25 protein-coding genes are annotated in these 24,829 nt (G+C 69.9%); 7 read left to right on the forward strand and 18 right to left on the reverse strand.

Features of this window, described 5'->3' with window-relative positions; translation table 11 throughout:
- Nucleotides 1–48 precede the first annotated feature (48 nt).
- The 4 genes from ACN4JJ_RS15190 to ACN4JJ_RS15205 all read right to left on the reverse strand — a co-directional run bounded on the left by ACN4JJ_RS15190 (nt 49) and on the right by ACN4JJ_RS15205 (nt 4,982).
- Complete coding sequence (locus ACN4JJ_RS15190) at nt 49–984, reverse strand: ABC transporter permease (protein WP_440710723.1); 936 nt, start codon at nt 982–984, stop codon at nt 49–51.
- A complete protein-coding gene (locus ACN4JJ_RS15195) occupies nt 981–2,141 on the reverse strand; it encodes a putative B6 ABC transporter permease subunit 2 (RefSeq protein ID WP_440710724.1) in 1,161 nt (386 codons plus the stop codon). The genes ACN4JJ_RS15190 and ACN4JJ_RS15195 overlap by 4 nt, the downstream gene beginning before the upstream one ends.
- A complete protein-coding gene (locus tag ACN4JJ_RS15200) occupies nt 2,141–3,760 on the reverse strand; it encodes a putative B6 ABC transporter ATP-binding protein (RefSeq protein ID WP_440710725.1) in 1,620 nt (539 codons plus the stop codon). Before ACN4JJ_RS15200 ends, ACN4JJ_RS15195 begins: the two co-directional genes overlap by 1 nt.
- Nucleotides 3,761–3,866: 106 nt before the next feature.
- A complete protein-coding gene (locus ACN4JJ_RS15205) occupies nt 3,867–4,982 on the reverse strand; it encodes a putative B6 ABC transporter substrate-binding protein (RefSeq protein WP_440710726.1) in 1,116 nt (371 codons plus the stop codon).
- A gap of 191 nt (nt 4,983–5,173) precedes the next feature.
- On the opposite strand from ACN4JJ_RS15205, the gene ACN4JJ_RS15210 reads away from it, so the two are divergent.
- The 4 genes from ACN4JJ_RS15210 (at nt 5,174) to ACN4JJ_RS15225 (ending at nt 8,891) form a co-directional block, all read left to right on the forward strand.
- Nucleotides 5,174–5,566, forward strand: a complete 393-nt coding sequence (locus ACN4JJ_RS15210; RefSeq protein WP_440710727.1) for a hypothetical protein — start codon at nt 5,174–5,176, stop codon at nt 5,564–5,566.
- A 143-nt stretch (nt 5,567–5,709) separates the two neighbouring features.
- Nucleotides 5,710–6,468 (forward strand): 4-pyridoxolactonase, encoded by a 759-nt coding sequence (pldA, locus tag ACN4JJ_RS15215; RefSeq protein WP_440710728.1) that lies wholly within the window; start codon nt 5,710–5,712, stop codon nt 6,466–6,468.
- 2 nt (nt 6,469–6,470) lie between these two features.
- Nucleotides 6,471–7,241, forward strand: a complete 771-nt coding sequence (gene pldH, locus ACN4JJ_RS15220; protein WP_440710729.1) for a pyridoxal 4-dehydrogenase, SDR-type — start codon at nt 6,471–6,473, stop codon at nt 7,239–7,241.
- Between the two features lie 102 nt (nt 7,242–7,343).
- Complete coding sequence (locus ACN4JJ_RS15225) at nt 7,344–8,891, forward strand: GMC family oxidoreductase (protein ID WP_440710730.1); 1,548 nt, start codon at nt 7,344–7,346, stop codon at nt 8,889–8,891.
- 130 nt (nt 8,892–9,021) lie between these two features.
- Here the strand turns inward: ACN4JJ_RS15225 and ACN4JJ_RS15230 are convergent, their stop codons facing one another.
- The 10 genes from ACN4JJ_RS15230 to ACN4JJ_RS15275 form a co-directional block, all read right to left on the reverse strand.
- On the reverse strand, nt 9,022–9,480 hold the full coding sequence (locus tag ACN4JJ_RS15230; RefSeq protein ID WP_440710731.1) for a YbhB/YbcL family Raf kinase inhibitor-like protein: 459 nt from the start codon (nt 9,478–9,480) through the stop codon (nt 9,022–9,024).
- A 72-nt stretch (nt 9,481–9,552) separates the two neighbouring features.
- On the reverse strand, nt 9,553–10,422 hold the full coding sequence (locus tag ACN4JJ_RS15235) for an alpha/beta fold hydrolase (RefSeq protein ID WP_440710732.1): 870 nt from the start codon (nt 10,420–10,422) through the stop codon (nt 9,553–9,555).
- A 27-nt stretch (nt 10,423–10,449) separates the two neighbouring features.
- Complete coding sequence (locus ACN4JJ_RS15240) at nt 10,450–11,385, reverse strand: 3-hydroxyacyl-CoA dehydrogenase NAD-binding domain-containing protein (protein WP_440710733.1); 936 nt, start codon at nt 11,383–11,385, stop codon at nt 10,450–10,452.
- Nucleotides 11,386–11,482: 97 nt separating this feature from the next.
- Entirely contained in the window at nt 11,483–12,262 is a 780-nt protein-coding gene (locus ACN4JJ_RS15245; protein WP_440710734.1) for a class II aldolase/adducin family protein, read from the reverse strand.
- A gap of 52 nt (nt 12,263–12,314) precedes the next feature.
- The gene (locus ACN4JJ_RS15250) at nt 12,315–12,920 is read right to left on the reverse strand and encodes an amino acid synthesis family protein (RefSeq protein WP_440710735.1); all 606 of its coding nucleotides are present in this window, start codon (nt 12,918–12,920) and stop codon (nt 12,315–12,317) included.
- On the reverse strand, nt 12,917–14,068 hold the full coding sequence (locus ACN4JJ_RS15255) for an FAD-dependent oxidoreductase (protein WP_440710736.1): 1,152 nt from the start codon (nt 14,066–14,068) through the stop codon (nt 12,917–12,919). Before ACN4JJ_RS15255 ends, ACN4JJ_RS15250 begins: the two co-directional genes overlap by 4 nt.
- An 84-nt stretch (nt 14,069–14,152) precedes the next feature.
- The gene (locus ACN4JJ_RS15260) at nt 14,153–15,289 is read right to left on the reverse strand and encodes a M20/M25/M40 family metallo-hydrolase (RefSeq protein WP_440710737.1); all 1,137 of its coding nucleotides are present in this window, start codon (nt 15,287–15,289) and stop codon (nt 14,153–14,155) included.
- 150 nt (nt 15,290–15,439) lie between these two features.
- Nucleotides 15,440–15,826: a twin-arginine translocase TatA/TatE family subunit gene (locus tag ACN4JJ_RS15265; protein ID WP_440710738.1), complete on the reverse strand. Its 387-nt coding sequence runs from the start codon at nt 15,824–15,826 to the stop codon at nt 15,440–15,442.
- A 4-nt stretch (nt 15,827–15,830) separates the two neighbouring features.
- Nucleotides 15,831–16,001: a twin-arginine translocase TatA/TatE family subunit gene (locus ACN4JJ_RS15270; protein WP_440710739.1), complete on the reverse strand. Its 171-nt coding sequence runs from the start codon at nt 15,999–16,001 to the stop codon at nt 15,831–15,833.
- Between the two features lie 9 nt (nt 16,002–16,010).
- On the reverse strand, nt 16,011–17,009 hold the full coding sequence (locus ACN4JJ_RS15275) for an intradiol ring-cleavage dioxygenase (protein WP_440710838.1): 999 nt from the start codon (nt 17,007–17,009) through the stop codon (nt 16,011–16,013).
- Between the two features lie 170 nt (nt 17,010–17,179).
- Here ACN4JJ_RS15275 and ACN4JJ_RS15280 point away from each other — a divergent pair, with 170 nt between their 5' ends.
- Complete coding sequence (locus ACN4JJ_RS15280) at nt 17,180–18,118, forward strand: NADP-dependent oxidoreductase (RefSeq protein WP_440710740.1); 939 nt, start codon at nt 17,180–17,182, stop codon at nt 18,116–18,118.
- 148 nt (nt 18,119–18,266) lie between these two features.
- Here ACN4JJ_RS15280 and ACN4JJ_RS15285 read toward each other — a convergent pair whose 3' ends face one another.
- Genes ACN4JJ_RS15285 through ACN4JJ_RS15295 form a run of 3 tightly spaced genes read right to left on the reverse strand, consistent with a single transcriptional unit; the run spans nt 18,267 to nt 20,524 of the window.
- On the reverse strand, nt 18,267–19,400 hold the full coding sequence (locus ACN4JJ_RS15285; RefSeq protein ID WP_440710741.1) for a zinc-binding dehydrogenase: 1,134 nt from the start codon (nt 19,398–19,400) through the stop codon (nt 18,267–18,269).
- 24 nt (nt 19,401–19,424) lie between these two features.
- The gene (locus ACN4JJ_RS15290) at nt 19,425–20,036 is read right to left on the reverse strand and encodes a TetR/AcrR family transcriptional regulator (RefSeq protein ID WP_440710742.1); all 612 of its coding nucleotides are present in this window, start codon (nt 20,034–20,036) and stop codon (nt 19,425–19,427) included.
- Nucleotides 20,037–20,095: 59 nt separating this feature from the next.
- Nucleotides 20,096–20,524 carry an META domain-containing protein gene (locus tag ACN4JJ_RS15295; protein WP_440710743.1) on the reverse strand — a complete coding sequence of 143 codons (429 nt, stop codon included), beginning with the start codon at nt 20,522–20,524 and terminating at the stop codon, nt 20,096–20,098.
- A 234-nt stretch (nt 20,525–20,758) separates the two neighbouring features.
- Between ACN4JJ_RS15295 and ACN4JJ_RS15300 the strand changes: the two genes are divergently transcribed.
- Together ACN4JJ_RS15300 and ACN4JJ_RS15305 are read left to right on the forward strand one after the other, a co-directional pair.
- On the forward strand, nt 20,759–22,708 hold the full coding sequence (locus ACN4JJ_RS15300) for a hypothetical protein (RefSeq protein WP_440710744.1): 1,950 nt from the start codon (nt 20,759–20,761) through the stop codon (nt 22,706–22,708).
- Between the two features lie 142 nt (nt 22,709–22,850).
- A complete protein-coding gene (locus ACN4JJ_RS15305) occupies nt 22,851–24,287 on the forward strand; it encodes a glucose-6-phosphate dehydrogenase (protein WP_440710745.1) in 1,437 nt (478 codons plus the stop codon).
- Nucleotides 24,288–24,348: 61 nt separating this feature from the next.
- Here the strand turns inward: ACN4JJ_RS15305 and ACN4JJ_RS15310 are convergent, their stop codons facing one another.
- On the reverse strand, nt 24,349–24,789 hold the full coding sequence (locus ACN4JJ_RS15310) for an SRPBCC family protein (RefSeq protein WP_440710746.1): 441 nt from the start codon (nt 24,787–24,789) through the stop codon (nt 24,349–24,351).
- Nucleotides 24,790–24,829: the final 40 nt, after the last annotated feature.

Consider the following 24,829-nt stretch of genomic DNA (forward strand, 5'->3'; position numbering starts at 1 on the left):
TGCTCACACGGGGCGCGTTCCCGATGTGCCGGCGCGCCACAGCTGTCGTCATCGCGCTCCGCGAGTGTACGGCGTTCCGAGCGCCGGTGGAACGACCGAACTGCGTGCGAACACGATCAGCATCACGATCACGATCAGGAACGGCAGCATCTTGATGATGTCGGCCGGCACCGTGAAGCCGATCACCTGCAGCGCGGGCCCGATCGCCACCGCCAGTCCGTAGATCAGCGAGGTGAGCATGACCACCAGGATGCGGCCGCGCGAGAGCATCGTGATGACGATCGCGATGAAGCCGAGCCCGTTGGTGAGGAACGGGCTGAACGTGGCCGTGGTGAGCAGTGCCAGGTACGCGCCGCCGAGGCCGACGAGACCGCCGCTCAGCAGCACCGCGATCGACCGGGTGCGCATCACGCTGCCGCCCGCCGCATCCAGCGACGACGGTTTCTGGCCCGCCGAGCGGGTCGACAGACCCCAGTTGGTGCTCGCCAGCGCGAACGCGAGGCCGAGCGCCAGCAGGATGCAGACCCAGAAGATGCCCGACTGCTGGAACAGCGCCGGCCCGATCACGGGGATGTCGGCGAGGCCGGGGATCGGCAGCTTCGGCTGCGCCCCCAGGCTCGCCGGCGACTTCGTGTAGTTCTGCAGGTACAGCACGCTGGTGATGCCCTCGCCGATCAGGGTGATCGCCAGACCGATGACGATCTGGTTGAGACCGAGCCACACGTTCAGCACGAGCATGGCGAGGTTCGCGACGATGCCGCCGATGACGCCGCCGAGCATCCCGAACCAGAAGCTGCCCGTGGTGAGCGTCACCACGAAGGCCGTGTAGGCGCCGACGAGCATCACACCCTCGATACCGAGGTTCAGGATGCCGGCCTGCTCGCCGATGGTCTCCCCCACGGCCGCGAGCATCAGCGGCATGGCCTGCGCGATGACGGTGGCGATGAAGACGGTGATGAAGGCGGCGGACAGCATGTCGCTCATGCCGAGTTCCTTTCGGAGGCGCGGCGGAAGGGCTGCAGCACGGTGCGCTTGAGGCCCGGGGGCAGGTAGCTCTGGCCGAGCCGGCGGCGATCGCCGATGTACTCGGTGATGGTCATGAACAGCAGGATGAGACCCACGATCACCAGCAGGAAGTCGACGTTCAGGCCCGCCTGCTGCGCGGCGAGCGTGCCGCCGGTGGCGAGCACGGCGTAGAACGCCACGAACGGGATGGCGGCCACCGGCCGGAACCGCGCGAGGAACACCAGCGGCATCACGGCGTCGCCGTACCGCGGATCCCAGTCGGCCCGCTGGTAGCTGAACTGCCCGAGGATGTCGATCGACCCGGCGAACGCGATCAGCCCGCTGGAGAGCGCGAACAGCAGGATGACCATCCAGGTGGAGTTCAGCCCCACATGCCGGGCCGCCTTGGGGCTCGCCCCGAAGATGTCGACCCGCAGACCGAACGAGGTGCGACTGAACACGAACTGCGCCACGACGGCGAGCACGATCGCGATCACGAAGCCGATGTGGATCTCGGTGCCCGGGATGTAGGGCAGCAGGTCGCTGTCGGGGATGACGGCCGTCTGCGGCGTCGAGGTGCCCGGATCCTTGAACACGCCCTTGATCAGCAGGTTCACCACGCCCACGGCGATGAACGACATCACCAGCGAGGTGATGATCTCGTTCGTGCCGTAGCGCGCCTTGAGGATGGCCGGGATGAGCGACCAGACCGCGCCGGTGAGCACCGCCACGACGAAGATGACGAGGGTGGCGAGGAAGGCCGGCATCACCTCGAACAGGATCGGCCCGAGACCGGAGGCCACGACCGCACCGAGCAGGTACTGGCCGTTGTAGCCGAGGTTCCAGAGCTGGCCGCGGAAGGCCACGATCAGGCCGACGGCCACGATCAGCAGCGGCGCCATCAGCGAGAGGCTGCGCTGCCAGTTGCTGCCCGTGATGCCGTACTTCCACACGCCCGCGAAGAAGTCGAGCGGGCTGGCGCCGATGGCGATCATCACCAGGCCCGACACGATGAGCGCCAGCAGCACCGGCACCACCGAGCGGATGAAGCCCTGCGCGACGCGCTGAGCCGTGCCGGTCTGACCCGGGCCGGAGAGATTCGGCGTGACGGGGGTCTTGAGGTCTGCAGTCGTCATCAGTCGGTGCCTTCGATCGCGCCGGTCATGTAGTGGCCCACTTTCTCTGCCGTGCCGGCTCCGTCGTTGACGACGCCTCCGACGAGGCTGCCGCGCGAGATGACCTCGATGCGGTGCGAGAGCTCGATCAGCTCGTCGAGGTCGGTGGAGAGCAGCAGCACCGAGCCGCCCTGGGCGGCGAAGTCGATCAGGATCTCGCGCACCAGGTGCACGGTCTTGAGGTCGAGCCCGTAGGTGGGCTTGTTCACCACCACCAGGCGAGCCCCGTTGGTGAGTTCGCGGGCCAGCAGGATCTTCTGGATGTTGCCGCCCGACAGCGTGCCGGCCCGGGTCGCGGCCGACGGGGTGCGGATGCCGTACTCGTCGATCAGGCGCTTGGCCTCCGCGTCGACGGCCTTCTGCTGGATTCGTCCGGCCTTCCAGAACGGCTTCTGCCCGATCCGCTTGATCACGAGGTTGAGCGCCACCGACATCGAGCCGACGGTTCCCTCGTGCAAGCGGTCGTCGGTGACGTACCGCACGCCGAGCAGCTGCCGGCCGCGCACACCCGAGCGGGTGATGTCGGCGCCGTCGAACAGGACTGTTCCGGATGAGGCCGAGCGCTGCCCGGCCACCACCTCGGCGAGGGCGGCCTGTCCGTGGCCGTCGATGCCCGCGATGCCGAGGATCTCGCCCTCGTGCACCGTGAGCGTCACGTCCTCGGCCTCGATGTCGCGGCCTCCCGCGCGGCTGGTGACGCCGCGCAGCTCCAGCCGCACGGGGCGGGTCTCGAAGTCGATGGCGCGGGTCTCGCGGGTGGCCTCGGTGGCGCCGGCGAGTTCCGCGGCCTCCTCGAGGTCGACGGCCGTGGGATCGCCGCCTGCCGCACCGAGATCGTCACCGAACATCGCGGCCAGGATCGCATCCTGAGCCTGCTTCTCGCTGTAGGAGGCGAGCTCGTCGACGCCGATGTGCCCCACGTTGCGGCCGCCGCGCAGGATGGTGACGCAGTCGCCCATCGCGTAGGCCTCGCGGAGCTTGTGGGTGATCAGCACCACGGCCAGGCCCTGGTTCTTCACCCGGGCGATGCTCTCGCCGAGGTGCTCGATGGCCTGGGGGGTGAGCATGGAAGTGGGCTCGTCGAGCACGAGCAGCCGGCTGCCCTTCCACATCGCCTTGGCGATCTCGACCTGCTGCTGCTGGCCGAGCCCGAGGTCGGAGGTGAGTGCGTGCGGATCGATCTGCACACCGAGCAGGTCGGCGAGCTCTTCGAGGCGTTCGGCCGCCTGCTTCTTGTTCTGCAGCACGCCGGTGTCACCGAGCATCAGGTTCTCCAGCACGGTGAACGCCGGTACCAGGGTGGAGTGCTGGTGCACGACGCCGATGCCGTAGTCCACGGCCACCTTGGGCGAGGAGATGTCGACGGTCCTGCCGCCGATGGCGATGCTGCCCGAGTCGGGCTGCTGCATGCCGGCGAGGATGCTGATCAGGGTCGACTTGCCGGCCCCGTTCTCGCCCAGCAGGCAGTGCACCTGCCCGCCGACGATGTCGAGCGAGACGCGGTCGTTGGCGATGACGCCGGGAAACGCCTTGGTGATGTCTCTCAGCGAGATGACGTCACTCGTGGCCGTTGTCGTCACGGGAGCTCCTTGGCTGGTGGAGGACGGCGGGTTCGGGAAAAGAGAGCCGGTGCCGCAGGCGGGGGTCTGCGGCACCGGCCGATCCGGACGGGTCGGGCGCTTCGGGTCAGGCGCCCTTGGCGGCGATCACCGCGGCGACCTCGGCGGCCGAGGTGGCGATCGTGGGCACGATCGAGCCGTCGATGATGCCCTGCTTGGCCTTCTCGACGGCGGCCTCGATCTCCGGGGTCATCTGGTCGGTCTCCTGCAGGTACATGCCGCCGTTCTCGACGTCGACCGGGTAGGTCACGGTGCCGAAGGTGCCGGCGTCGACGTCTTTGATAGCCTGCACGTACGCGGGCTCGTAGTTCCAGCGCACCGAGGTGAGCAGCTTGCTCGGGTCGCTGAGACCGGGGGTGACGTCGCCGATGTCGGCGATGTACTTGACGCCCGAGGAGGCATCGATCGCCTGGAGGTAGCCGTGCGTGGCTCCGTCGCCCATGCCGAACACGACGTCGGCGCCGGAGGCGATGATCTGCTCGGTGGCGGTCTTGCCACCGGCGGCGTCGGCGTAGGCCGCCGGGCCGACCGAGGTGTAGAGCACCTGGATGCTCGGGTCGACACTGAAGACGCCCTCGGCGAAGCCGGACGACATGGCGAACCAGTTCGCGTTGTCGGCCGAGACCACGATGCCGACCTTCTTCGACGTCGTCGACATGGCGGCGGCGACACCGGCGAGGTAGCCGCCCTCCTGGCCCTCGGGCTTGGCGGCGGCGATCTGGCCGGGCACGTTCTCGTCGGCGCCGGCATCCTGGATCAGGATCGGCACCTTCTTGGCGGCCGCGGCACTGGCCGCACCCACGTTGTAGCCGGAGGCGTGGGCCACGATGAACTGCGCTCCCCCGTCGGCCACCTGGTTCAGCACGGTCTCGATGTTGTCGTAGCCGGCATCCGGAACGATCGTCACGTCGATGCCGAGCTCTTCGGCGGCGCCGTTGGCCGCATCGATGCCGGCCTGGTTGTAGCCGAAGTCGGACTCGTTCTCGGGGGCGACCAGGGCGAACTGGGTGACCTCGGTGGCGCCGGCCGAGGAGGTCGAGCTGCCACTGGAATCATCTCCTCCACGGCCCGAGGAGCAGGCGGCGAGGCTGATGGCGAGCGCACCGGACACGGTGAGCACCGCCAGACGGGTTGCTGTGCGGCGAGAACCGCCGCGGGTGATGTCGATTGCCGAGATACGCATTGCCGAGATCTTCCTCTCAGAGTGGTGGGCCCCTGGGTTCTGGTGCTTCGGGTTCTGGTGCTGCTGGTTCTATTACATTGTGGAGGGGTAGCGATACGATATGAGAATTAACAACGGAAGCCAAGCCTGAAATTCAGTTGTTACACGCTCGAAACACGCTCCGTCAACGATGTCCGGAGGAGGTTGTCCCCATGAAACGCTGGACCCCGACGGTGCTTCTCGCCGCGCTCACCCTCACGCTCAGCTCGTGTGCCGGCACCCCGTCGTTGTCCGACGAGGATGCGGCGGCGCTCGAGACGCTCGCCCAGGTCGCCGGCCCGACATCGAATGTCGATCCGGCGGCGATCACCAGCACGGAGTGCTGGCTGCCCTCAGATCATCTCATCGACGACGAGTCGGTGACCCCTACGACCTGGCGCGTCCTCTGCCGCGCCCACTACACCGACTCCAGCGGCGAGCGCTATCAGGACGCCACCTGCGTCGGCGACTTCGCGGCCGAGCCGATGCTCGACCACTGCTACCGGTGGGCCTACTACTCCGGCATGCCCCGGTTCGAGGACTTCCCGGGAGTCACCGCCCCCTGAGAGCCGGCCGGCCGGGCTCCTGTGTTTCCGGTTCGTTAAGTCAGGTCCGGATGCTTGACACCGGTCTTTTTCTTCTCATAACGTGATCGACAATTAGCGTCGGATGATAATTCAGACAGCTCCCCGAGGAAAGTGAGCATCACATGACGGACCCGAAGGTCTACCTGCTGGACGGGGGCACGCTCGTCATCGACGAATCCGACGTGCATTGGCACATCAACGCGGGCAACCCGGTGCGTTTCCCGGTGTACAGCGTGCTGATCGAGCATCCGGACGCCCTGATCCTCTACGACACGGGGTTCGACCTCGACCACGTGAACGCCGTGCTGCCGTTCGAGCTGCCCCTGCAGTCGCCCGAGCAGACCATCCCGGCCCAGCTGGCCGCCTGCGGCTTCTCCCCCGACGACGTCGACATCGTGGTGAACTCGCACTTCCACTTCGACCACGTGGGCGGCAACAAGCACCTCACCAAGGCCACCACGCTCGTGCACAAGGAGGAGCTGCGGCACGCCAAGGTGCCCGAGCCCTTCGAGCGCCTCGGCTACTCCGACCTCTCGTTCGACCACGCCGAGGTGACGTACAAGCCCATCTCGGGCGACTACGAGATCGTCCCCGGCGTCTGGCTGTTCGAGACCCCCGGGCACACCATCGGGCACTACTCCCTGCTGGTGGAGCTCGCGAACGAGCGCAACATGCTGTTCTGCGGCGACGCCGCCTACACGCACACCACCCTCGAGAAGGAGTGGATCGCGGGCTTCCACCTCGACCCCACGAAGTCGGTCGAGGCGATCCGCCGCCTCAACTACCTGGCGCGCACCAAGAACGCCGACATCTACCCCTCGCACGAGCTGGCCTCGTTCGAGACCTGGACCCTCGCACCCGCGTACTACGGAGGAAAGTGATCATGCCCGAGACCGCCGAGACCCCCCCGACCAGCACGGCCTCCCCCGCCGGCCAGCGCGTCGCCCTCGTCACCGGCGCCGCCCAGGGCATCGGAGCGGCGATCGCCGACGAGCTCGCCGCCGACGGCATGAAGGTGATCGTGGCCGATGTGAACCTCGCCGGCGCCGAGACCGTGGCCGCCCGCAACGGCGGCGTGGCCAAGCTGCTCGACGTGAGCGACCCCGAGCGCGTGCAGGCCGTGGTCGACGAGATCGTGGCGGAGTTCGGGCGCATCGACGTGCTGGTGAACAACGCCGCCCTCGTGCCGCTCACCCCCTGGGTCGACATCTCGTTCGCCGAGTGGCGCAAGGTGATGTCGGTGAACCTCGACGGCATCTACCTGGTCACCCACGCGGTCACCTCGGTGATGGGCGAGGCCGGCTACGGCCGCATCGTCAACATCGCCTCGAACACCTTCGTGGCCGGCACCCCCGACTGCGCCCACTACGTGGCCACCAAGGGCGCCTCGATCGGGCTCGTGCGCGGGCTCGCCGGCGAGCTCGGCCGCCTCGGCATCACCATCAACGCGGTGGCGCCCGGCATCATCGCCAGCGAGGGCGTGCTCTCCGGCCCGCACGAGGCCGGCTTCGAGTTCGTGGTGCCCATGCAGGCCTTCGACCGGCGCGGACTCCCGCAAGACGTCGCGCCCGCCGTGGCCTTCCTCGCCTCGGAGAAGGCAGGATGGATCACCGGGCAGACGCTCGTGGTCGACGCGGGGCACACGCGCAACTAGGCCGGACCACGCCGCCGCCCGCCGCCACCGGCACCGGCACCGGCACCGGCACCACCGTCCGACAGCTGTGGCGGAACAGATCGCTTAATAAAGAGGTATGAGATGGGTTCCGACGTCTTGATCATCGGCGCCGGATCGGCGGGCAGCGTGCTCGCGAACCGGTTGAGCGCCGATCCATCGCGCCGGGTGACCGTGCTGGAGGCGGGCGAACGGGTCACCGACCCGGAGATGCGGCGGCCTGAGTTGTGGCCGTTCATCCACGGGCGATCCTACGACTGGGCCTATCGCACCACGCCGCAGGCCGGCTTGGCCGGCCGCTCGCTGGATTGGGCGCGCGGCAAGGGGCCGGGCGGATCGAGCCTCGTGCACGCGATGGCCCACATGCGCGGCTGCCGGGCCGACTTCGACCGCTGGGTCACCGAGACCGGCGACGAACGGTGGTCGTGGGATGCCCTGCTGCCGGCGTTCATCCGCTCCGAGAGCTTCAGCGGCGGAGCGAGCGAGGTGCACGGGGACAGCGGACCGCTTCCGGTTCTGCTCCCGGGGCCGGATCTGTCCAGCCCTCTGGTGCTCGACTACCTCGCCGCCTGGGAGGCGCTCGGCGTCTCGCGCATCCCCGACCACAACGGCGGCGAGATGATCGGCGCCACCCCCAACTCGCTCACCATCCGCGACGGGCAGCGCGTGACCGTCTCCGATGTGTACCTCGACCCGGTGCTCGACCGGCCGAACCTCACCCTGCTCACCGGCGTCACCGTGCACCGCTTGCTGATCGACGGCGGCCGGGTCACCGGCGTCGCCGTGACGCGTGACGGGCACGACGAGGTGCTCGAGGCCGACGAGGTGATCCTCTGCGGCGGGTCGATCGGCGACGCCCTATTGCTCATGCGCTCCGGCGTCGGCGACCCGCGGATGCTGCGGCAGGCGGGCGTCGAGACCGTGCTGGAGTCGCCTGAGGTGGGCGGCAATCTGCACGACCACCTGCTGGGCGCCGGCAACGTCTACACCTCTCGCCGGCCGGTGCCGCCGACGCGCCTGCAGCTCTCGGAGTCGATGACGTACTTGTCGGCGAACGGGCTGTCGGAGACATCCGGAGCCGTCGACTTTGTCGTGGGCTGCGTGGTGGGGCCGAGCGCCTCGGAGATCTGGGCCGGCGAGGCGGCGAAAGCCGGTGCGGCGCCGGGCGAGGCGTACACGCTGCTGTTCGGTGTGACGAACCCCACGAGTCGCGGATCGCTGCGCATCTCGGGGCCCGACGTCTCCGACGAGCCCGTGATCGACCCGAACTACCTCTCCACCGAGCACGACCGCGCGATGTTCCGCCTGGCGCTGGAACACGCCCGCCTGGTGGGCGGATCGGAGGGGCTGGCCTCGTGGCGCGGGTCCGAGGTGCTGCCCTCCACCGCACTCACGACCGACGCCGAAGCGGATGCCTTCATCGCCCGCGCGGCGATCACCCACCACCACCCCGTCGGCACGCTCAGCATGGGCCGCTCGGAGCACGCGCCCGTCACGCCCGATCTGCGCTTCCGTGGCCTGGACAACCTGCGGGTGGTGGATGCCGCGGTCATCCCCTCCATCACGGCCGGCCCGGTGCACGCGGCGGTACTGGCGATCGCCGAGTCGTTCGCCGCCTCCTACCCCTCCTGACCTCCGCCTCCGCGCTGACCCGCTGTCCGGAACGACGGAGCTTCAGCCCCTACGACGAGAACGACGGAGCCTGAGACCGCATGTGGTCTCAGGCTCCGTCGTTGCCACCGGGGGTGGGGGGCAGGAGAGGTCAGTCGCGGCTGAAGGTTCCGACCGTGCGCGCGACCTCGATGACCGAGTCGGCGTAGGAGGCGAGGAAGCCCTCGCGCGTGGGCTCGCCCACGACGGGGGTGCTCAGCGCGTAGAGGTGGAAGAAGTAGTGGTGCTGGCCGTGGCCGGCTGGCGGCTGGGGGCCGTAGTACACCGCGGCGCCGGCGCCGTTCGGGGCCACGCGCACGCCCTCGGCCGAGAGGTCGAGCGTGCTCGTGTCGGCGGGGATGCCGTACACCACCCAGTGGGTGAAGCCGTTCGCGAGCGGGGCATCCGGGTCGTTCACGATCAGGGCGAACTCGACGGTGCCCTCGGGTGCGCCCGAGATGGCGATGCCGGGGGTGTCGTTGCCGCCGTCGGCGCTGAAGTTCTCGGGGATGCGCTCGAGGTTCACGAAGTCGGGGCTCGAGATGGCGAGCTTGTCGATGAAGAGGGGCATGGGTGGTTCCTTTCGATCAGGTGCTGCGGTCGATCAGGTCGAGCTGGTGGTGCGGTGAGGCCGGGATGCCGGTCACACGCCGAGCGCCAGGGCGATCTCGGCGGCGACCAGCTCGGGTTGTTCTTCGGGGATGTAGTGGTCGGCACCGGCGACTTCGATCCAGCGGTCGGCCGGATGGCTGCCGGCGGGCCGGAGTGCGATCGCCTGCTCCCAGGCGGCCTCGCTGACCAGCTTGCTCTCGGCACCGCGCAGGTGGGTCATCGGCACAGGGACTTCCCGGAATTCCCGGTCGTACGGCGTGCGGAAGCCCTCGATCAGCTGCGACATGGCGGAGGCGGAGGCCCGGGGCATCCATTCGCCGTCGCCGGCCTGCTCGTAGCCCCACTGCGCACGCCGCTGCACGGCACCCGGCAGGATGGCCGGGTACCGCTCGCGCAGGTACTGCTCGATCTCGGCGGGGCTGCCGAACGGGCGGAACCCGAGGGCGACCCGCTCGTCGAGCTGGTCGAGAACGGATGCCTCGACGAACGGCGTGTAGTCCACCACCACGGCGCCGGTGACGCGCGCCGGATGGCGGGCCGCCGCGAGCCAGGCGTTGCGGCCGCCGAGCGAGTGCCCGGCGACCAGCGCCCGGTCGAGGCCGAGGGCGTCCAGCACGGTGATCACGTCGGAGACGAAATCGTCACCGGTGTAACCCCTGCCGGGCTGGCCGTCCTCGGGCTTGTCGCTCCGGCCGTGACCGCGCTGGTCCAGCGCGATCACGGTGGCGCGGCCCTCGAGCGCGTCGCCGACCGGCTCCCAGACGGCGTGGTTCGCCGAGGTGCCATGCAGCAGCACGACGGCGGGGCCTGCGCCCCGCATCCGGAACGCGATGTCGACATCGGCGCCCCGGGTGCGGGAGAGGCCGTCGCCGATGCTCTCGACGGAGACGGCCCGGCTCATCGGATGCTGCCCATCAGACGTCGCTGATCAGACGTTCGGGATGGTGGAGAGCGTCTTGCGGGCCGCGATGAGACCGGTGATGATCTCCTTGCGCTTCGCGTCGACGTCGCCCTCGCCGTACTCGTACATGCCGCCGTTCGACTTGAAGCCGAGCTGGCCGGCGGCGATCTTGTCCTTGATGAACTGCGGGGTGTCGGTGCTGACGTCGAGGTCTTTGTTCAGGTAGCTCGAGACGGCCTGGTAGATGTCGAGGCCGGCCATGTCGAGCAGACGGGTGGGGCCGATCACCGAGAGCTTGTAGCCGATGCCCCACTTGACGCACGCGTCGAGGCCCTCGGGGGTGACGATCCCCTCTTCCAGCAGCGCCATGCACTCGCGCAGGATCGCGTAGAGCACGCGGTTCTCGACGAAGCCGGGGATCTCCTTCTCCAGCACGGGCACGTAGTTGAAGGCCTTGACGATCTCAGTGAGCTTGCCCACCAGAGCCTCGTCGGTGGCCTTGCCCGGGATGATCTCGATCATCGGGATGAGGTGCGGCGGGTTCGACCAGTGCATGCCGATCAGGCGGCCGGGCACGGTCATCGACTCGGCCATGGTGCTGATCGGGATGCCCGAGGTGTTGGTGGCGATGATCACGTCGTCGGCGATGCGCGACTCGAGGTCGGCGAGCACCTTCTGCTTGAGGGCGAGGATCTCGGGCACGGCCTCGATGATCAGCTCGGTACCTTCCAGAGCCGCGTCGAGGTCGGTGCCGAAGCTGACCGATCCGCCCGGAGCGGAGGGCGACTCGACCGCGGCGAGCACGTTCTGCACCATGCCGTAGGCGGTTTCGGCGCGGGCGATCGCGTCTTCGGAGATGTCGTACAGACGCACGGTGGAACCGGCGCGGGCGAGGACGGCGGCGATGCCGGGGCCCATGGTGCCCGATCCGATGACGGTGGCGATCGTGGGGAGACTGCTCATCTGGGTGCTCTCTTTCGCGGGTTGATACGGGTGGAGATCGGGGGGACGGTCAGGATGTGGGCGACGGATGCCGGATGGCCGGGTCACCCACGGTGGCTCAGACGCCCGGGGGCAGGCCGATCGGCGAGATGCCGATGCCGAAGGCGGTCTCGACGCGCTCGAGGCGGCGGTTGAAGAAGGTCCAGAAGTTGTGCTGGGCCTTCGGCGGGTAGATGCGGTCGAACTTCTCCTTGGTCTCCTCGGCATCGGGCTCGATCGGCACGAAGCCGGAGGCCTTGAGGTCGACCTGGAAGCGGGCCGCCTTCTCGAGGAAGATGCCCGTGAGCGTCACCTCGGCTACGGTGCTGCCGACGAAGGCGACTCCGTGGTTGGCCAGCAGCAGCGCCTGGGCGTCGCCCAGCGTCTTCGCCGCCGCGATGCCGAGCGGCATCGTGGTGATGATGTGGCTGGTCTCGGCGAAGCGCGGAACGCCCTCGTAGGCGAACCACACACCGTGGTTGTTGTAGGGCTTCAGCGACTCCTCCGAGGCGCCGAGCACCGTGGCGTAGTGCGCGTGCGAGTGGCCCACGAAGTTCACGTCGGGGCGGGCCTTCATGATCTCGGCGTGCAGCGGCCACTCGATGTGGCGGAGGCCGGTGCCCTCGAGCATGTTCCCGTCGAAGTCGATCAGGATGAAGTCGTCGCCCTCCACCTCGCTGAGCGCGAGGTTGCCGCGCTTCAGCCAGAGGCCGCGGCCGAAGGGGTCGCGGAACGAGAGGTGCCCCATCGACATGTCGCCGTGCCCCTCGAGCTCGAGGATGCGGTGCGCCCGCGCCACGTCGGCGAGGATGCTGGCGATGGACTGGTCTTCGTAGAACGGCGTGTGCGAGTAGGTCACGGATGCTCCTTCGGGCTCTGGATGTGTTTCGGCGGGGTGATGCGGCTGGTGCTCAGGACTGCGTGCCGGCGACGACTTCGTCGACCGTGATGCCGCCGACGCGGGCGTTCACCCGGCCGCCGGTGGCGACGGCCGCGATGATCACGATCTCGTCGGGGCGGGGCGCATCCGGAAGCGTCAGGGTGATCGCGTCGTAGTGCGACCGCACGTACACCTCATCTTTGTACGCGAGGGGGATGTCGATCTGCGCCCCCGCCGGAGCGACCTTGGTGGCCGACGAGATCCAGGCCTCGCCGCCGCCGACGGCCGCGCGCAGGGCGTTGCCGAACACGGTGGTGACGCAGGCCACGATGTGCTCCTGCTCGCCGTTCACGCCGGCGAGTCCGCCCTTGCCGTAGCTCTCGACCGGGCGGCCGCCCAGCAGGGCGACGGCACGACGGCCGAGCTCGGTGCCGAGGCTCTCGCTGGCGTCGGTGAGCGGCGAGAGGTCGTCGACCCACTGCCCCGCGAACGGGTTCTCGAACACCACGGCCACGGCCGCCTTGATCAGCGGCTGCTCGGGCGCGGGGCCGAGCTCGTGCACGGTCTCCTGCACGAAGGAGTGCCACGCGCGGACCTTGTAGATGGAGTCGATGGTGGATGCGGGGGCGATGCTCATGCTGCTACCTCGTGTCGGTGGGGGTCGGTGGGGTTGTAGAGGGCGGTCTCGACGCTCTCGCCCACGAACTGATTGCCCTTGGCCATCTCGCGGGTGTCGGCGTACCACTGAGAGCGGTCCTGCGCGCGGTCGGTGTAGGGGCGCTCGATGCGCTCCCACTCGGTGAGCGCATCCGGGAGCGAGTCGGTGCCACCGGAGGCCACGGCCTCCGTCGCGGCCACGGCCAGCGTCCAGGCGTTCTGCATCGCGGTGCCGGCGCCCTGCGCGAGGGCGGGGCACATGGCGTGCGCCGAGTCGCCGATCAGGGCGACGCGGCCCTGGGTCCAGTGCTCGAGCCGGGTGGTCTGGTAGCCGTAGTAGCGGCCCTGGATGCCCGCGGCATCCTGGAGCACCGGCGCCAGCTGCGGGAACACCGAGGTCCACAGCTCGAGGTCGATCGGCACGCGGGAGCCGTCGGCATCGGCGGAGGGCGACATCAGGGCGATGTACAGCTCTTCGTCGTTGGCCGGCGTGTAGAGCACGCGCAGCACGCGGGGCTCGAGGTTCCAGAAGTCGATCACGTTGTCCCACTCGGTGTCGGGCTCGAGCGCCTGCAGCTCGGCCTTGCGGCGGGGAACCAGGAAGCGCGTGATGCCGTCGCCCGAGCGCTGGCGCTTCAGCGGGATGCGGAGCGAGTCGCGCACGGCCGATCCGACGCCGTCGGCGCCGATCACGAGGTCGGCCTGCGCCTTCTCGCCGGAGGCCATCGTGATCTCGCCCTCGGGGGTCGCGGCCACTACCTCGGAGCCGGCCTGGATCTCGACCCCGGCCTCGCGCGCCGCGGTGAGCAGCGTCTGGTGCAGGTGCGGGCGGGTCATCGTGCGCCAGCGGATGCCGTCGAGCTCCTCCTGCGACTGGATGACGTTGTTCATCCGCGTCTCGTAGGCGGGCGGGGTCATCGAGCGCGCGTCGAGGTCGGGGGTGGCCCCGATCGCGTCGAGCACCTGCAGGCTGTTGTTCCAGAGCACGATGCCCGCACCCTCGGCACGCAGCTCGGGAGCGCGTTCGTGCAGGCGAACGCTCCAGCCCTTCTGCGCCAGGGCGGTGGCCGCGGTGAGTCCCGCGAAGCCCCCACCCGAGATCTCGGCGTGGCGTCGGCTATCGGTCATGTGCTGTTCCTGTCTGTTCTGTCGTTGCGGCTGTGTCGTCTGGGCTCGGTGAGGCCGGTGCGGATGCTCCGGCGGCGGCCTCGCTCAGAAATCCGTGGCGGCGCCGATCGTGATCACCGCGAGGCCGATCACCTGGGCGGTCGAGACCGCGACCTCTTTGCCCGGGGTTCCCGCGAACTCCTCGGCGCCGGTGGGGGTGTGGTAGCGCCAGCCGTCCGGATGCCCGACGCCCACGCTCGCAGCCCTCGTCACCTGGGTCACGTTGCCGAAGTCGGTGGCGAACCCGAGCGCGGGCGGCTCGGCCACGAAGTCGCGGCCGGCCAGAGCGAAGGCCTCGGCGACCAGGGCGGTGACGCCCGCATCCGGTCGCACCGCGTCGATGACACCCGAGGTGGTCCAGGTGGCCTCGCCGACGGTGTCGTGCAGGTCGGCGATGCGAGCTTCGAGCTCCTCGGCGGTGTGCGCGAACACCAGGAAGCTCGCCTCGAAGGTCATGCCGGCCGACTCCTCCACGTCGCCGTCGACGGTGACCGACTCGATGATGAGGGTGGCGGGGTCGAAGCGCTCGGCGACCTTCGACACGTTGGCCATCGCCACCAGCGGGGTGCATACGACGTCGCGGCGCAGGGTACGGATGCCGACGACGTGGGCGGTCTCGCGGCGCATCAGCAGCGAGGCGGGCCAGACGGTGTCGATGAACTCCGGATGCGGGTAGAGGGCCACGTCGATGTCGTCCCACACCCCGGCCGCGGCGGTGCGGGCCTTGCCGCTGCCGAGCTCTCGGGTGAGCGGCGAGTGGATCTCGTCGGCCGGGCAGCCCACGATCACCACGGAACCGGTGAGCTGCTCGCGCACGGCGGCGAGGGCGAGGGCCGCGCCGATCACGCCGCCAGCCTGGGGGCCGTGGCCGCAGGAGTGCACCGGGTTCACGCGTCCGTCGTCGTCGATGGAGGCGGGTGCGTCGTAGACGGCGATGACGCCGACCGTCGTGCCGGGTGCGGCGAACTCGAGCTCGGCGCGGAAGGCCGTGTCCATGCCGGCGACGCCCTCGGTGACGGTGTAGCCGGCGGAGCGCAGCTGCGCGACGAGGTGGGCCGCGGTCTCGGTCTCCTGGTGGGCGAGCTCCGGATGCTCGTTCACGAAATCGACGATCGCCTCGATCGAGGGCGTGGCGGCGGCGATCGCATCCTGGAACGCCGTCACCGTGCTCTGGCTTGTCATCTCATGCCCCTCGTCGCCGAATAATTCTTAGTATGTAGATCGGAATGTCATCATATGACGCAACGATCTGAATTATTCACGAGACGCCGAGATGTAACAAGGCCTTAACACAAGCGATCCCGGTGCGGGATGCACCGGGATCGCTGCGGTCTAATCGGAACTCCGGGCGACCGGTGCGTCCACCCGGGCGAGCAGGGCCTCCTGCCAGCCGCCGGGGGTCACCGCGCGGGAGCGGACGGGCGCGAGGGCGGGGGGAGGTTCGGGCGCGGACGGGACGGTGATGCCGTCGTCGGCGAGCGCGTCGCGCACGATGCGGCGCGGGTCGTACTGGCGAGGGTCGAGCTTCTTCCAGTCGGTCTCGTGGAACTCCGGGCCGAGCTCCTCGGCCACCCGGGCCTTGGCGGTGTCGGCCATCCCGCGCACCGTGCGCACCAGGACCCCCAACTTCCGGGCGTAGACCGGTAGCTGACGCGGGCCGATGAGGAACGCCGCGAGCAGGCCGATCAGCAGCAGCTTCTCGAACGTGAGCCCGAACATCCGTCTACTCCCGGGTGGCCGCGGCCGGCGGCTCGCCGACCTCGTCCTTCAGGATGCGGGCCGACTGGCCGAGGCTCTTCGCGAGCGTCGGCAGCTTCGCCGCGCCGAAGAACAGCAGCACGACGGCGAGCAGGATGAGCGCGTGCCATCCGGTGAGGTTCTGCAGCAGTCCCATGGTGTGTCCTTACTGGCCGGGCGCGCCGGCGGGCGGGGTTCCGCCGCCGCCGGGGCCGCCCGCTCCCCCGCCGCCCGAGGGTGCGGCACCGGCGGTCGGCGTCGTGCTCGTGTCGACCCGCACGGTGAGCGAGACCGCGTAGCCCGCTGTCGCGTCTCCCGTCACGGTCGCGAGCTGCAGGGCTCCCCCGTCGTCACCGAACACGTTGTCGGAGTCGAGGCTCACCTGCGCGAGGTTGGCGCTGGATCCCTCGTACTCGGAGAGCTGGTACACCGCGTCGCAGACGGCCTGCGGCAGGGCCACCTGCGAGGTCGCGATCGCGTTCGCGGAGTCTGCGATGTCGTTCACCGAGGGATACACCTCGAAGTGGATGTGCGGCCAGCGGCCGCTGTAGCAGGCCGGGAAGATCGACGTGTACGACACCGTTCCGGTGCTGTCGGCGACCTGCACACCGCGCAGATAGGTCTCGTTCTCGATACCCTCCGAGTACATGGAGTAGTCGCCGTGAGCGTCGCAGTGCCAGACGTAGACGGCGACGTCCTGGAACGGCGCATCGCCGTTCGCCATGTCGAGGATGGTGAGCGAGAGCGCCATCGGCACGCCGGCCGCGGTGGTGCCGCCGCCGATGCTCGAGCGGATGTCGCTGCGCACCACACCCGACTCCTCGAGCACGTCGGCGCCGTTGGAGCCGTCGCCCGGATAGGGGCCGGCGGTCTCGTCGGGGATCTCGCCCGCCGGCAGCCCCGAGGCACTGCCCGTCGTGGCTCCGGATGTCGCGGTGGCGGTCGATCCGGAGGCGCTGCTGCCACTCGTGCCGGTGGTGCAGGCGGCGAGGGCCACCGCTCCCAGGCCGAAGCCGACGGCGCTCAGCACGGTCCGGCGGCTCACCAGCGTGCGGATGTCGAAGGCGACACCCTGGTCGACCACCTCCTCGTCGACCCGGGTGAGGAGCCGGCCCTCGTAGGCCGGGCCCTCGGGGGTGGATTCGGGTTCGGGGATCCTGCTCATGTCGTCCTCGCTGGTTCGTCGGCCGGTGCCGGATGCGCCGGTGGGATGGTCGTTGTGCATCCAGTGTTCGTGACCCGGCCAAGGGCCTCCTATGGTCGGGCTATGCGAAACCTATGAATGGAAGGACCCGCCCATCCGCACCGCGAGGAGTCCGGAGTAGCGTTGTTCTCATGGCACGCAGCTGGATCGCACGGGAGTACGGAGACCTCGACGTGTTCGAGGAGATCGAGACCGAGGTGCCGGCCCCCGGGCCGGGCGAGGTGACCGTCGAGGTGAAAGCGGCGGGCATGAACCCGGCCGACTTCAAGCACGTGGCTCGTGGCGGCGACCCGAGCGACCTGCCGGTCCGGGTCGGGTACGAAGTTGCGGGGGTCATCGCGGCCATCGGCCCCGACACCGTGATCGCCTCGGGCGGCGGCGCCGTCGGCGACGAGGTGCTGGCCTTCCGGGTGAGGGGTGGGTACTCCAGCGCACTGACCCTTCCCGCCTCGGACGTGTTCGCGAAGCCCGCGGGCGTGTCGTTCGAGGAGGCCGCGGGACTGCTGCTGGCCGGCACGACCGCCGCCGAGATGCTGCACGTCACCGGCGTGAAGCCGGGCGACACCGTGCTCGTGCACGGGGCATCCGGAGCGGTCGGAATCAGCCTGCTGCAGCAGGCCGCCCTGATCGGCGGCGTGCGGGTGATCGGCACGGCGAGCGAGGCGAGCTTCGACGTGGTGCGGCGCTTCGGCGGCGACCCCGTGGCCTACGGCGAAGGGCTCGAGCAGCGACTGCGGTCGAAGGCGCCCGAGGGCGTCGACGCGGCGCTGGACTGCGTGGGCACCGACGAGGCCGTCGACACCTCACTCGCCCTCGTGACCGATCGTCGGCGCATCGTCACGATCGCGGCCATGGGCCGGGCGGAGGCCGACGGCATCATCGCGATCGGCGGCGGCATGCCCGCGAGCGCCGCCTTCCGCGACGAGGTACGCCCGCGTCTGATCGCGGCGGCGGGGCGCGGCGAGCTCGTGGTGCCGATCGCGCGCACCTACCCCCTCGACGAGGCGCGCGCCGCCCTGGAGGAGCTGAAGTCGCAGCATCCGGGCGGAAAGCTCATCCTCATCCCGTGACCCGCCCGTCGCGCACCGCACCCGCCACTTCGCAGAAGTCGCCGCAATCCGCCGCGACTTGGCACAAGTTGTGGCAAGTCGCGGTGACGAGCGGCGACTTGCGCCAAGTGGCGGTGAGGAGCGGCGACTTGCGCCAAGTGGCGGTGAGTCAGGCGAGGCCGGACGTGATGACCACGCGGGTGACCTCCGGGTCTTTCAGCGCCTCGTAGCCCTCGTTCACGCCGTCGAGGGCGATCTCACGTGACATCAGGTCGTCGAGGTCGAAGCGGCCCTGCAGGTAGAGGTCGGCGTAGAGCGGGATGTCGCGCTTGGGCGTGGTCGATCCCATGTACACACCCTGGATGCGCTTCTGCGTTCCGATCAGCCCGATCGTGAGCAGCGGCACCGTCGCCGCCGGGTCGAGGATGCCGATCAGGTAGAGGCCGCCGCCCGGCCTGATCATCTCCAGCCCCGAGGCGGTGACCGCGGGGATGCCCACGAAGTCGAACGCGGCATCCGCGCCCCGGCCGGTGATGGCCAGCACCTCGGCCACGGCATCCGTCGACGTGGAGTTGACGGTGTGGGTGGCGCCGAAGCGCTTCGCCTTCTCGAGCTTGTCGTCGGCCACGTCGACCGCGATGATCGTCGTCGCGCCCGCCACGACGGCGCCGTTGATGGCGTTCAGCCCCACGCCGCCCGCGCCGATGATGACGACCGCGTCGCCGGCCTGGGTGTTCGAGGTGTTGATGACGGCTCCGGCTCCCGTCACCACGCCGCAGCCGAGCAGGGCGGCCTGCGGGAACGGGATGCGCTCGCTCACCTTCACCAGCTGGTTCTCGTGGATGAGGGCCTGCTGCGCGAATCCGCCGAGACCGAAGACCTGCTCGATCTTCTCGCCGGTGACGCCAGCGCCGTCGCCAGTGCCGTCTCCGTCTCCGGCCGCCGTGACGCGGGGCGCGTCGCCCTCGTGACGCAGCGTCTCCTCGGGGTGCTCGCACTGGAAGGTGCGGCCGGTCAGACAGGCCTCGCACTTCCCGCAGGACTGCACGAGGCACCCGACCACGTGGTCGCCCACGGCGAACTCGGTGACACCGGGGCCGACCGCGGCGACGACGCCGGAGACCTCGTGGCCGAGCAGCATCGGCAGCGGGGAGCCGAGATCGTTGCGGGAGTAGGTGAGATCGGTGTGGCAGAGGCCCGACGCCTTCACGTCGATCAGCACCTCGCGGCCGATCGGCTCGGCCAGCTCGATGTCTTCGGTGACGAAGCCTGCGCCGAGTTCGCGCACGATGGCGGCTTTCATGGGTGTTCCTTTCTTCGGGTCGGTTCAGCGCGTGCGGCTGAACCACGAGGGCAGGAGCCTCAGCAGGTGCTCGACCAGTTGGGGCTCGGTGAGATCGACCTCCTCGGCGATCCAGGCATCCAGCAGGCCGTAGGCGGCGCCGGCGACGTACCGAGCGGTGGCGACCGGGTCAAGGCCGTCGGGGAACGCCGGATGCTCGGCCAGTTCGCGCTCGATCACGGCGGCCATCGCGCGCACATCGGCCAAGTAGCTCTGCTTGGACACCGGCAGCGCGCTGACGGCGGCATACAGGCCCCGGTTCTCGGCGAAGTGCGCCACCAGGCGATCCTGGGAGGCTTTGAGGGCATCGGCGCCCGTGCGCAGCACCTCGCCGTCGTAGAGTTCGGCGATCACCCGGAAGGCGTCGCGCCGCAGGCTGTTCGCGAGGTCGTCGAGGCCGGCGTAGTGCGCGTAGAAGCTGGCGCGGCTAATACCCGCGGCCCGGGCGATGGCCGCCGCCGAGAGCTCCTCGCCCGCCTCCGACAGCGCACGGACGGCCTCGAGGATGCCCGAGCGTGTGCGCGCGACCCGCGGGTCGTCCGACCCCTCCAGAGAGCTGCGGATGGCCTGGTTCGCGTTCTGCTGCTGCGCCGTCACGCGCCGATCCTACGCCTGATTCTGGACAGGTGTCCAGAACAGGTCGGACGAGCGTCCTCTTACTCGGCGGAGCGGTGCAGTTCGACGAGGTCGGCCCCGTCGCGGTCGCGAGCGGTGAGCACGTCGCCCGACAGCTGACCCGAGGTGAGGGTGCCGAACGAGAGGGTGACACCGGAGCAGGCCTTCTGCGTCATCAGCCCCATCGTGAACTCGATCGTGTCGCCGTCGACGGCGGCGGTGCCCGTGACCTTGTTGCAGCCGTCACTGCCGGTGACCGCGCCGGCGTCGTCGATCCGGAGCCAGGCCGTGTCGGGATCCGCTGCGCGCCAGGTGCCGACCGCCGCCGGATCCACGGCTGCGCTCGCGCCCGTGCTGCCGCCGTCGTCGCCGCCCTCCCCGGGCCCGCCGGCCTGTCCCGAGGCGCATCCGGCCAGGCCCACCAGGGCGATCGACAGGGCGAGGAAGGGGACGAGACGGCGAGAAGACATGCCTCCATCCGACCAGTCCGGGCCGGAACAATCAACAAGATGAGAAGTTCCTTTGACTTCACCCTGTGTTTATCGACAAGAGTTGACTACCCTAGGACGAGGGGGCGGACATCAACGGGAGACCGGTATGTCTGAACAACCCCCGTTCTCCAATACAGAACCAGAGGGTATCCATCGATGACGTTGAAAAAGAGGCTCGCGTATCTCGCGGTCGGAACACTTGCAGTAGCCGGCATGACCGGTGCATTCGGAACCGCGGCCTTCGCTGCGGATGACGCCGAACTCCCCACCAGCGGACCGGCTTTCGACGCTCTGGCGCAGTCGCTCCTGACGGTCGACGGAGACATCCAGGCCGTCGCGACCGACGGTGCCGGCAACGTGGTCGTCTACACCACGGCCGACAGCGCCTCCCTCGGTGGCGAGTCGCGCCTGCTGCTCGGCTCGGCCGGCAACACCGTGATCAAGACGCTGTCGGGCCCGATCGAGGCCTATGCCGCCGACGAGGTCGTCGGCGGCGCCGGATACGCGGCGTACGAGAACGTCGGAGACCAGCAGGTCGGGCTCTGCTCGGTCGGCTTCTCCGGCTTCACCCCCGAGGGCGACCCCGCGGTCATCTCGGCGGGTCACTGCACCCTGAACGAGGAGACCGGCGCCCGTCTCGGCCTGAGCGCACTGACCGTGCCCTCCGACGACACGGCCGGCGGCGGCACGCAGCCGAGCCTGCTCGCCGAGCTCGGCGAGGTGGGCTTCAGCCAGTTCGGCGGCCCCGGCGACTCCGCCGGCACCGACGGCGACCTGAACTCGGTCGACATCTCCACCTGGGACGTCACGAACGACGACCTCACCCTGCTCCCCGAGGTCACGAACTGGTCGGCCGCGGCCATCGCCAGCGACGACCTCGCCTCCTCCACCGTGCCCGTGCGCTCGGTCGGCGAGGCCTCGATGGGCGCGACCATCTCCAAGAGCGGCCGCACCACGGGCTTCAGCACCGGTACGATCCAGGCCGTCAAGGGCTGGGCGAACGTCAGCGGCCACCAGGTCTACGGCTTCGGCGCGACCATGCTGTCCAAGCCCGGTGACTCCGGCGGATCGATCATCCAGGGCGACACCGCCATCGGCGTCGTCTCGGGCGGAAGCGAAGCGGACTCGTTCGTCTGGGGCGCCGACCTGCAGGCCGGCCTCGCGCTGACCGGCGGCTACACCGTCGCCGTCAAGATCGACGCACCGCAGGTCACCTTCCCGGGTGACGGCGGCGACATCTACGCCGGCGGCTTCATCACCGGCACCGGCCCCGCCGGTACGACCCTCGAGGTCGACCCGTCCACGGGCGACTCCTTCACGGTGGCCATCGACGGCAGCGGCAACTGGTCGTTCCCGGCTCCCGCCACCGCCGGCGCGATCTCCTACTCGATCGCCGCCACGCAGGGCTTCTCCTCCTCCCCCGCCACGACGTTCGACGTCGACGTGCTCCCGGCTCCGCTCGCGGCTCCGGTGTTCACCTCGCCGTTCGACGGCCAGTCGGTCGAGACCTCGCTCAGCTTCCTGCGCGGCACCGGCACCCCCGGCGCCACGGTCACGCTGACCGGTGACGTCGAAGACACCGCCACAGTCGGCTCCGACGGCACCTGGAGTGTCGACGTGAAGCTCGGCTACGGCAAGTACACCGTCTCGGCCACTCAGTCCGCCGAGGGCTCGAGCACCTCGCCGGCCGCCTCGCTGTCGTTCCAGGTCGCTCCGGTCGCCCCGGCGATCACCGACCCGAAGAGCGGCACCGGATACGACCAGGGCGCAGGCCCCCAGTCGGTCTCCGGCACCGGTATCGACGGCGCGACGGTCACCCTCTGGGTGAACGGCACCATCGTCGGCACCGACACCGTCACCGACGGCACCTGGAGCATCGCCCTGGGCGGTCAGCTCGCAGCCGGCACGGTCACCATCACGGCGACCCAGTCGATCGAGGGTGTGGCCAGCGCCGGCACCACGTCGACGGTCACCATCACCGCCGTGAACGGCGGCGGCGGTAACGGCGGCGGCAGCGTTCCGGCGGGCAACCCCGGAACGGGCCTCGCCAACACCGGTGGCACCGTGGCTCCGCTGCTCGGCGGCGGGCTGGCCCTGCTGCTCGCAGCCGGTGGAGCACTGCTGATCGCGCGTCGCACGAACGTGGCACGTCGCAACAGCTGATGACGACGATCCGCTGATCGGCTGATCTGAGAATCGACCGATCGGCTGATCGAGGGCGGTACGGCTTCGGCCGTGCCGCCCTTTCGTCTGTCCGGGCACCGGATCCGAGCCGGTCGTCGCCGACCTGGCTAGGGTCAGGAGCATGACCGACACCCCCGACGCCCCCGGAATCCCCGACGCGGAGTCCCTCTCCCCCACCACGCGCTCGATCGCCGTGCTCGGCGCCGGCGGCGACCTCACCGAGCGGCTGCTGCTGCCGGGGCTCGGGCGGGTGCTCGACGTCTCGCGCGGCATCCGGCTGCAGGTCATCGGTGCCGCGCGCACCCCGCAGAGCGACGAGGAGTGGCGGGGTCTGGTGCGCCGCAGCCTCGAGGCGGCGGAGGTCTCGCCGCACACGGTCGACGCCCTGGTCGCCGAGGCGCGGTTCGTGCCGACGGATGCCTCCGACCCCGAGCAGCTCGCCGCCCTGCTGGCCGCCTGCGAGCATCCGCCGATCCTCTACGTCGCCCTGCCGCCGGCCATGGGGCGCACGGTCGCCGAGTCGCTGGCCGCGATCGAGCTGCCCGACGACCTCGTGGTGGCCATCGAGAAGCCGTTCGGCTCCGACCTCGCCGACGCCCAAGAGCTCAACGCGGCCCTCGCCGCCGTCATCCCCGAAGACCGGTTGTGGCGCGTCGACCACTTCCTCGGCAACGCGACCGTGCTCGGGATGCTCGGCCTCCGCTTCGGCAACCGCCTGATGGAGGCCGGCTGGAGCGCCGAGCACATCGACAAGGTCGAGATCGTCTACGACGAGGAGCTCGGCATCGAAGGCCGCGCCACCTTCTACGACCAGACCGGCGCCCTGCGCGACATGCTGCAGAGCCACCTGCTGATGGTGCTCGCCCTCACCGCGATGGAGCGGCCGGACGCCGTCACGCCCGACGAGGTGCACGATCGGATGGCCGAGGTGCTCGGTGCCGTGCGGGTCTGGCGCGACGACCCCTCCGGCGCCCGCCGCGCCCGCTATACCGAGGGCCGGATCGGGGGCGAGGGCCGGGCCGACGGCCGCTTCTTCCCCTCCTATGTCGACGAGCCGGACGTCGACGCCGATCGCCGCACCGAGACCCTCGCGCAGCTCCTGCTGCAGGTCGACACCCCGCGCTGGCAGGGCGTGCCGTTCGTGCTGCGTTCGGGCAAGGCGATCGGCCATCCGCGCACCGAGGTGGCGGTCCATTTCAAGGCCTCGTCGGCGCCGGCCGGGCTGCGTGCCGCGGGCGGAGCATCCCAGGACTCGGAGACGGTGCTGCGGATGTCGCTGGAGGGCAGCGACGTCGACCTCGACCTGTTCGTGAACAGCGCCGACGACGCCGGAGGCCTCGAGCGAGTGGCCCTCGAGGCGCACCCGGGAGAGGCGAACCTCGGCGCCTACGCCCAGGTGCTGGCCGGCATCCTGCAGGACGACACGCTGCTCTCGGTTCCCGGCGCGGTGGCCGAGCAGTGCTGGCGCATCGTGACACCCGTGCTCACCGCCTGGGCCGAGGATGCGACGCCCCTGGAAGAGTACGCGGCCGGCTCGGCGGGCCCCGAGGGCTGGTGAGGCAGCGCGCGACCCGCAGCGCTTTCCGTGAGCGCGTCCCCTCGGTGCTTACCCTCGGTGCTTACTCTCGGCGCCGGCCCTCGGCGATGAACGCGAGCCGCCGCAGCGTCTCGATGTTGCGCAGATGGAGCGGCACGTCCAGCAGCGGCCCCGGAACCAGGGCTCCCGGCCCCTTCACCGCCTTCTCGCGGATCCGTACGACGCAGCCGTCGCGGTGCGGGCGCACGTCGAGCGTGACCTGCGCCTCGCCGATCGGCCCGCCGGCGGGACGGATCACCATCCGGCGCGGCGGGTCCCACTCCGTCACCGTGGTCTGATCGTCGATCAACGCCGGCCACACGCCGAAGGAGTGGTGCAGGCGGCTGCCCACGGAAGGCCAGGCGTCTTCGACCTCGCGCATCCGGGAGGCCCCGACCACCCACACCGGGAACAGCCAGCCGTCGGCGAGCACCTCGAACAGCTCCTCGGGCGAACAGGCGATGCGACGCGTGTTGGTGGACATGAGACCTCCGTTCAGGATGCGGCGAGGGTCAGCCTACCGG

This window comes from Herbiconiux dendrobii, assembly GCF_052048175.1.
GTDB lineage: Bacteria > Actinomycetota > Actinomycetes > Actinomycetales > Microbacteriaceae > Herbiconiux.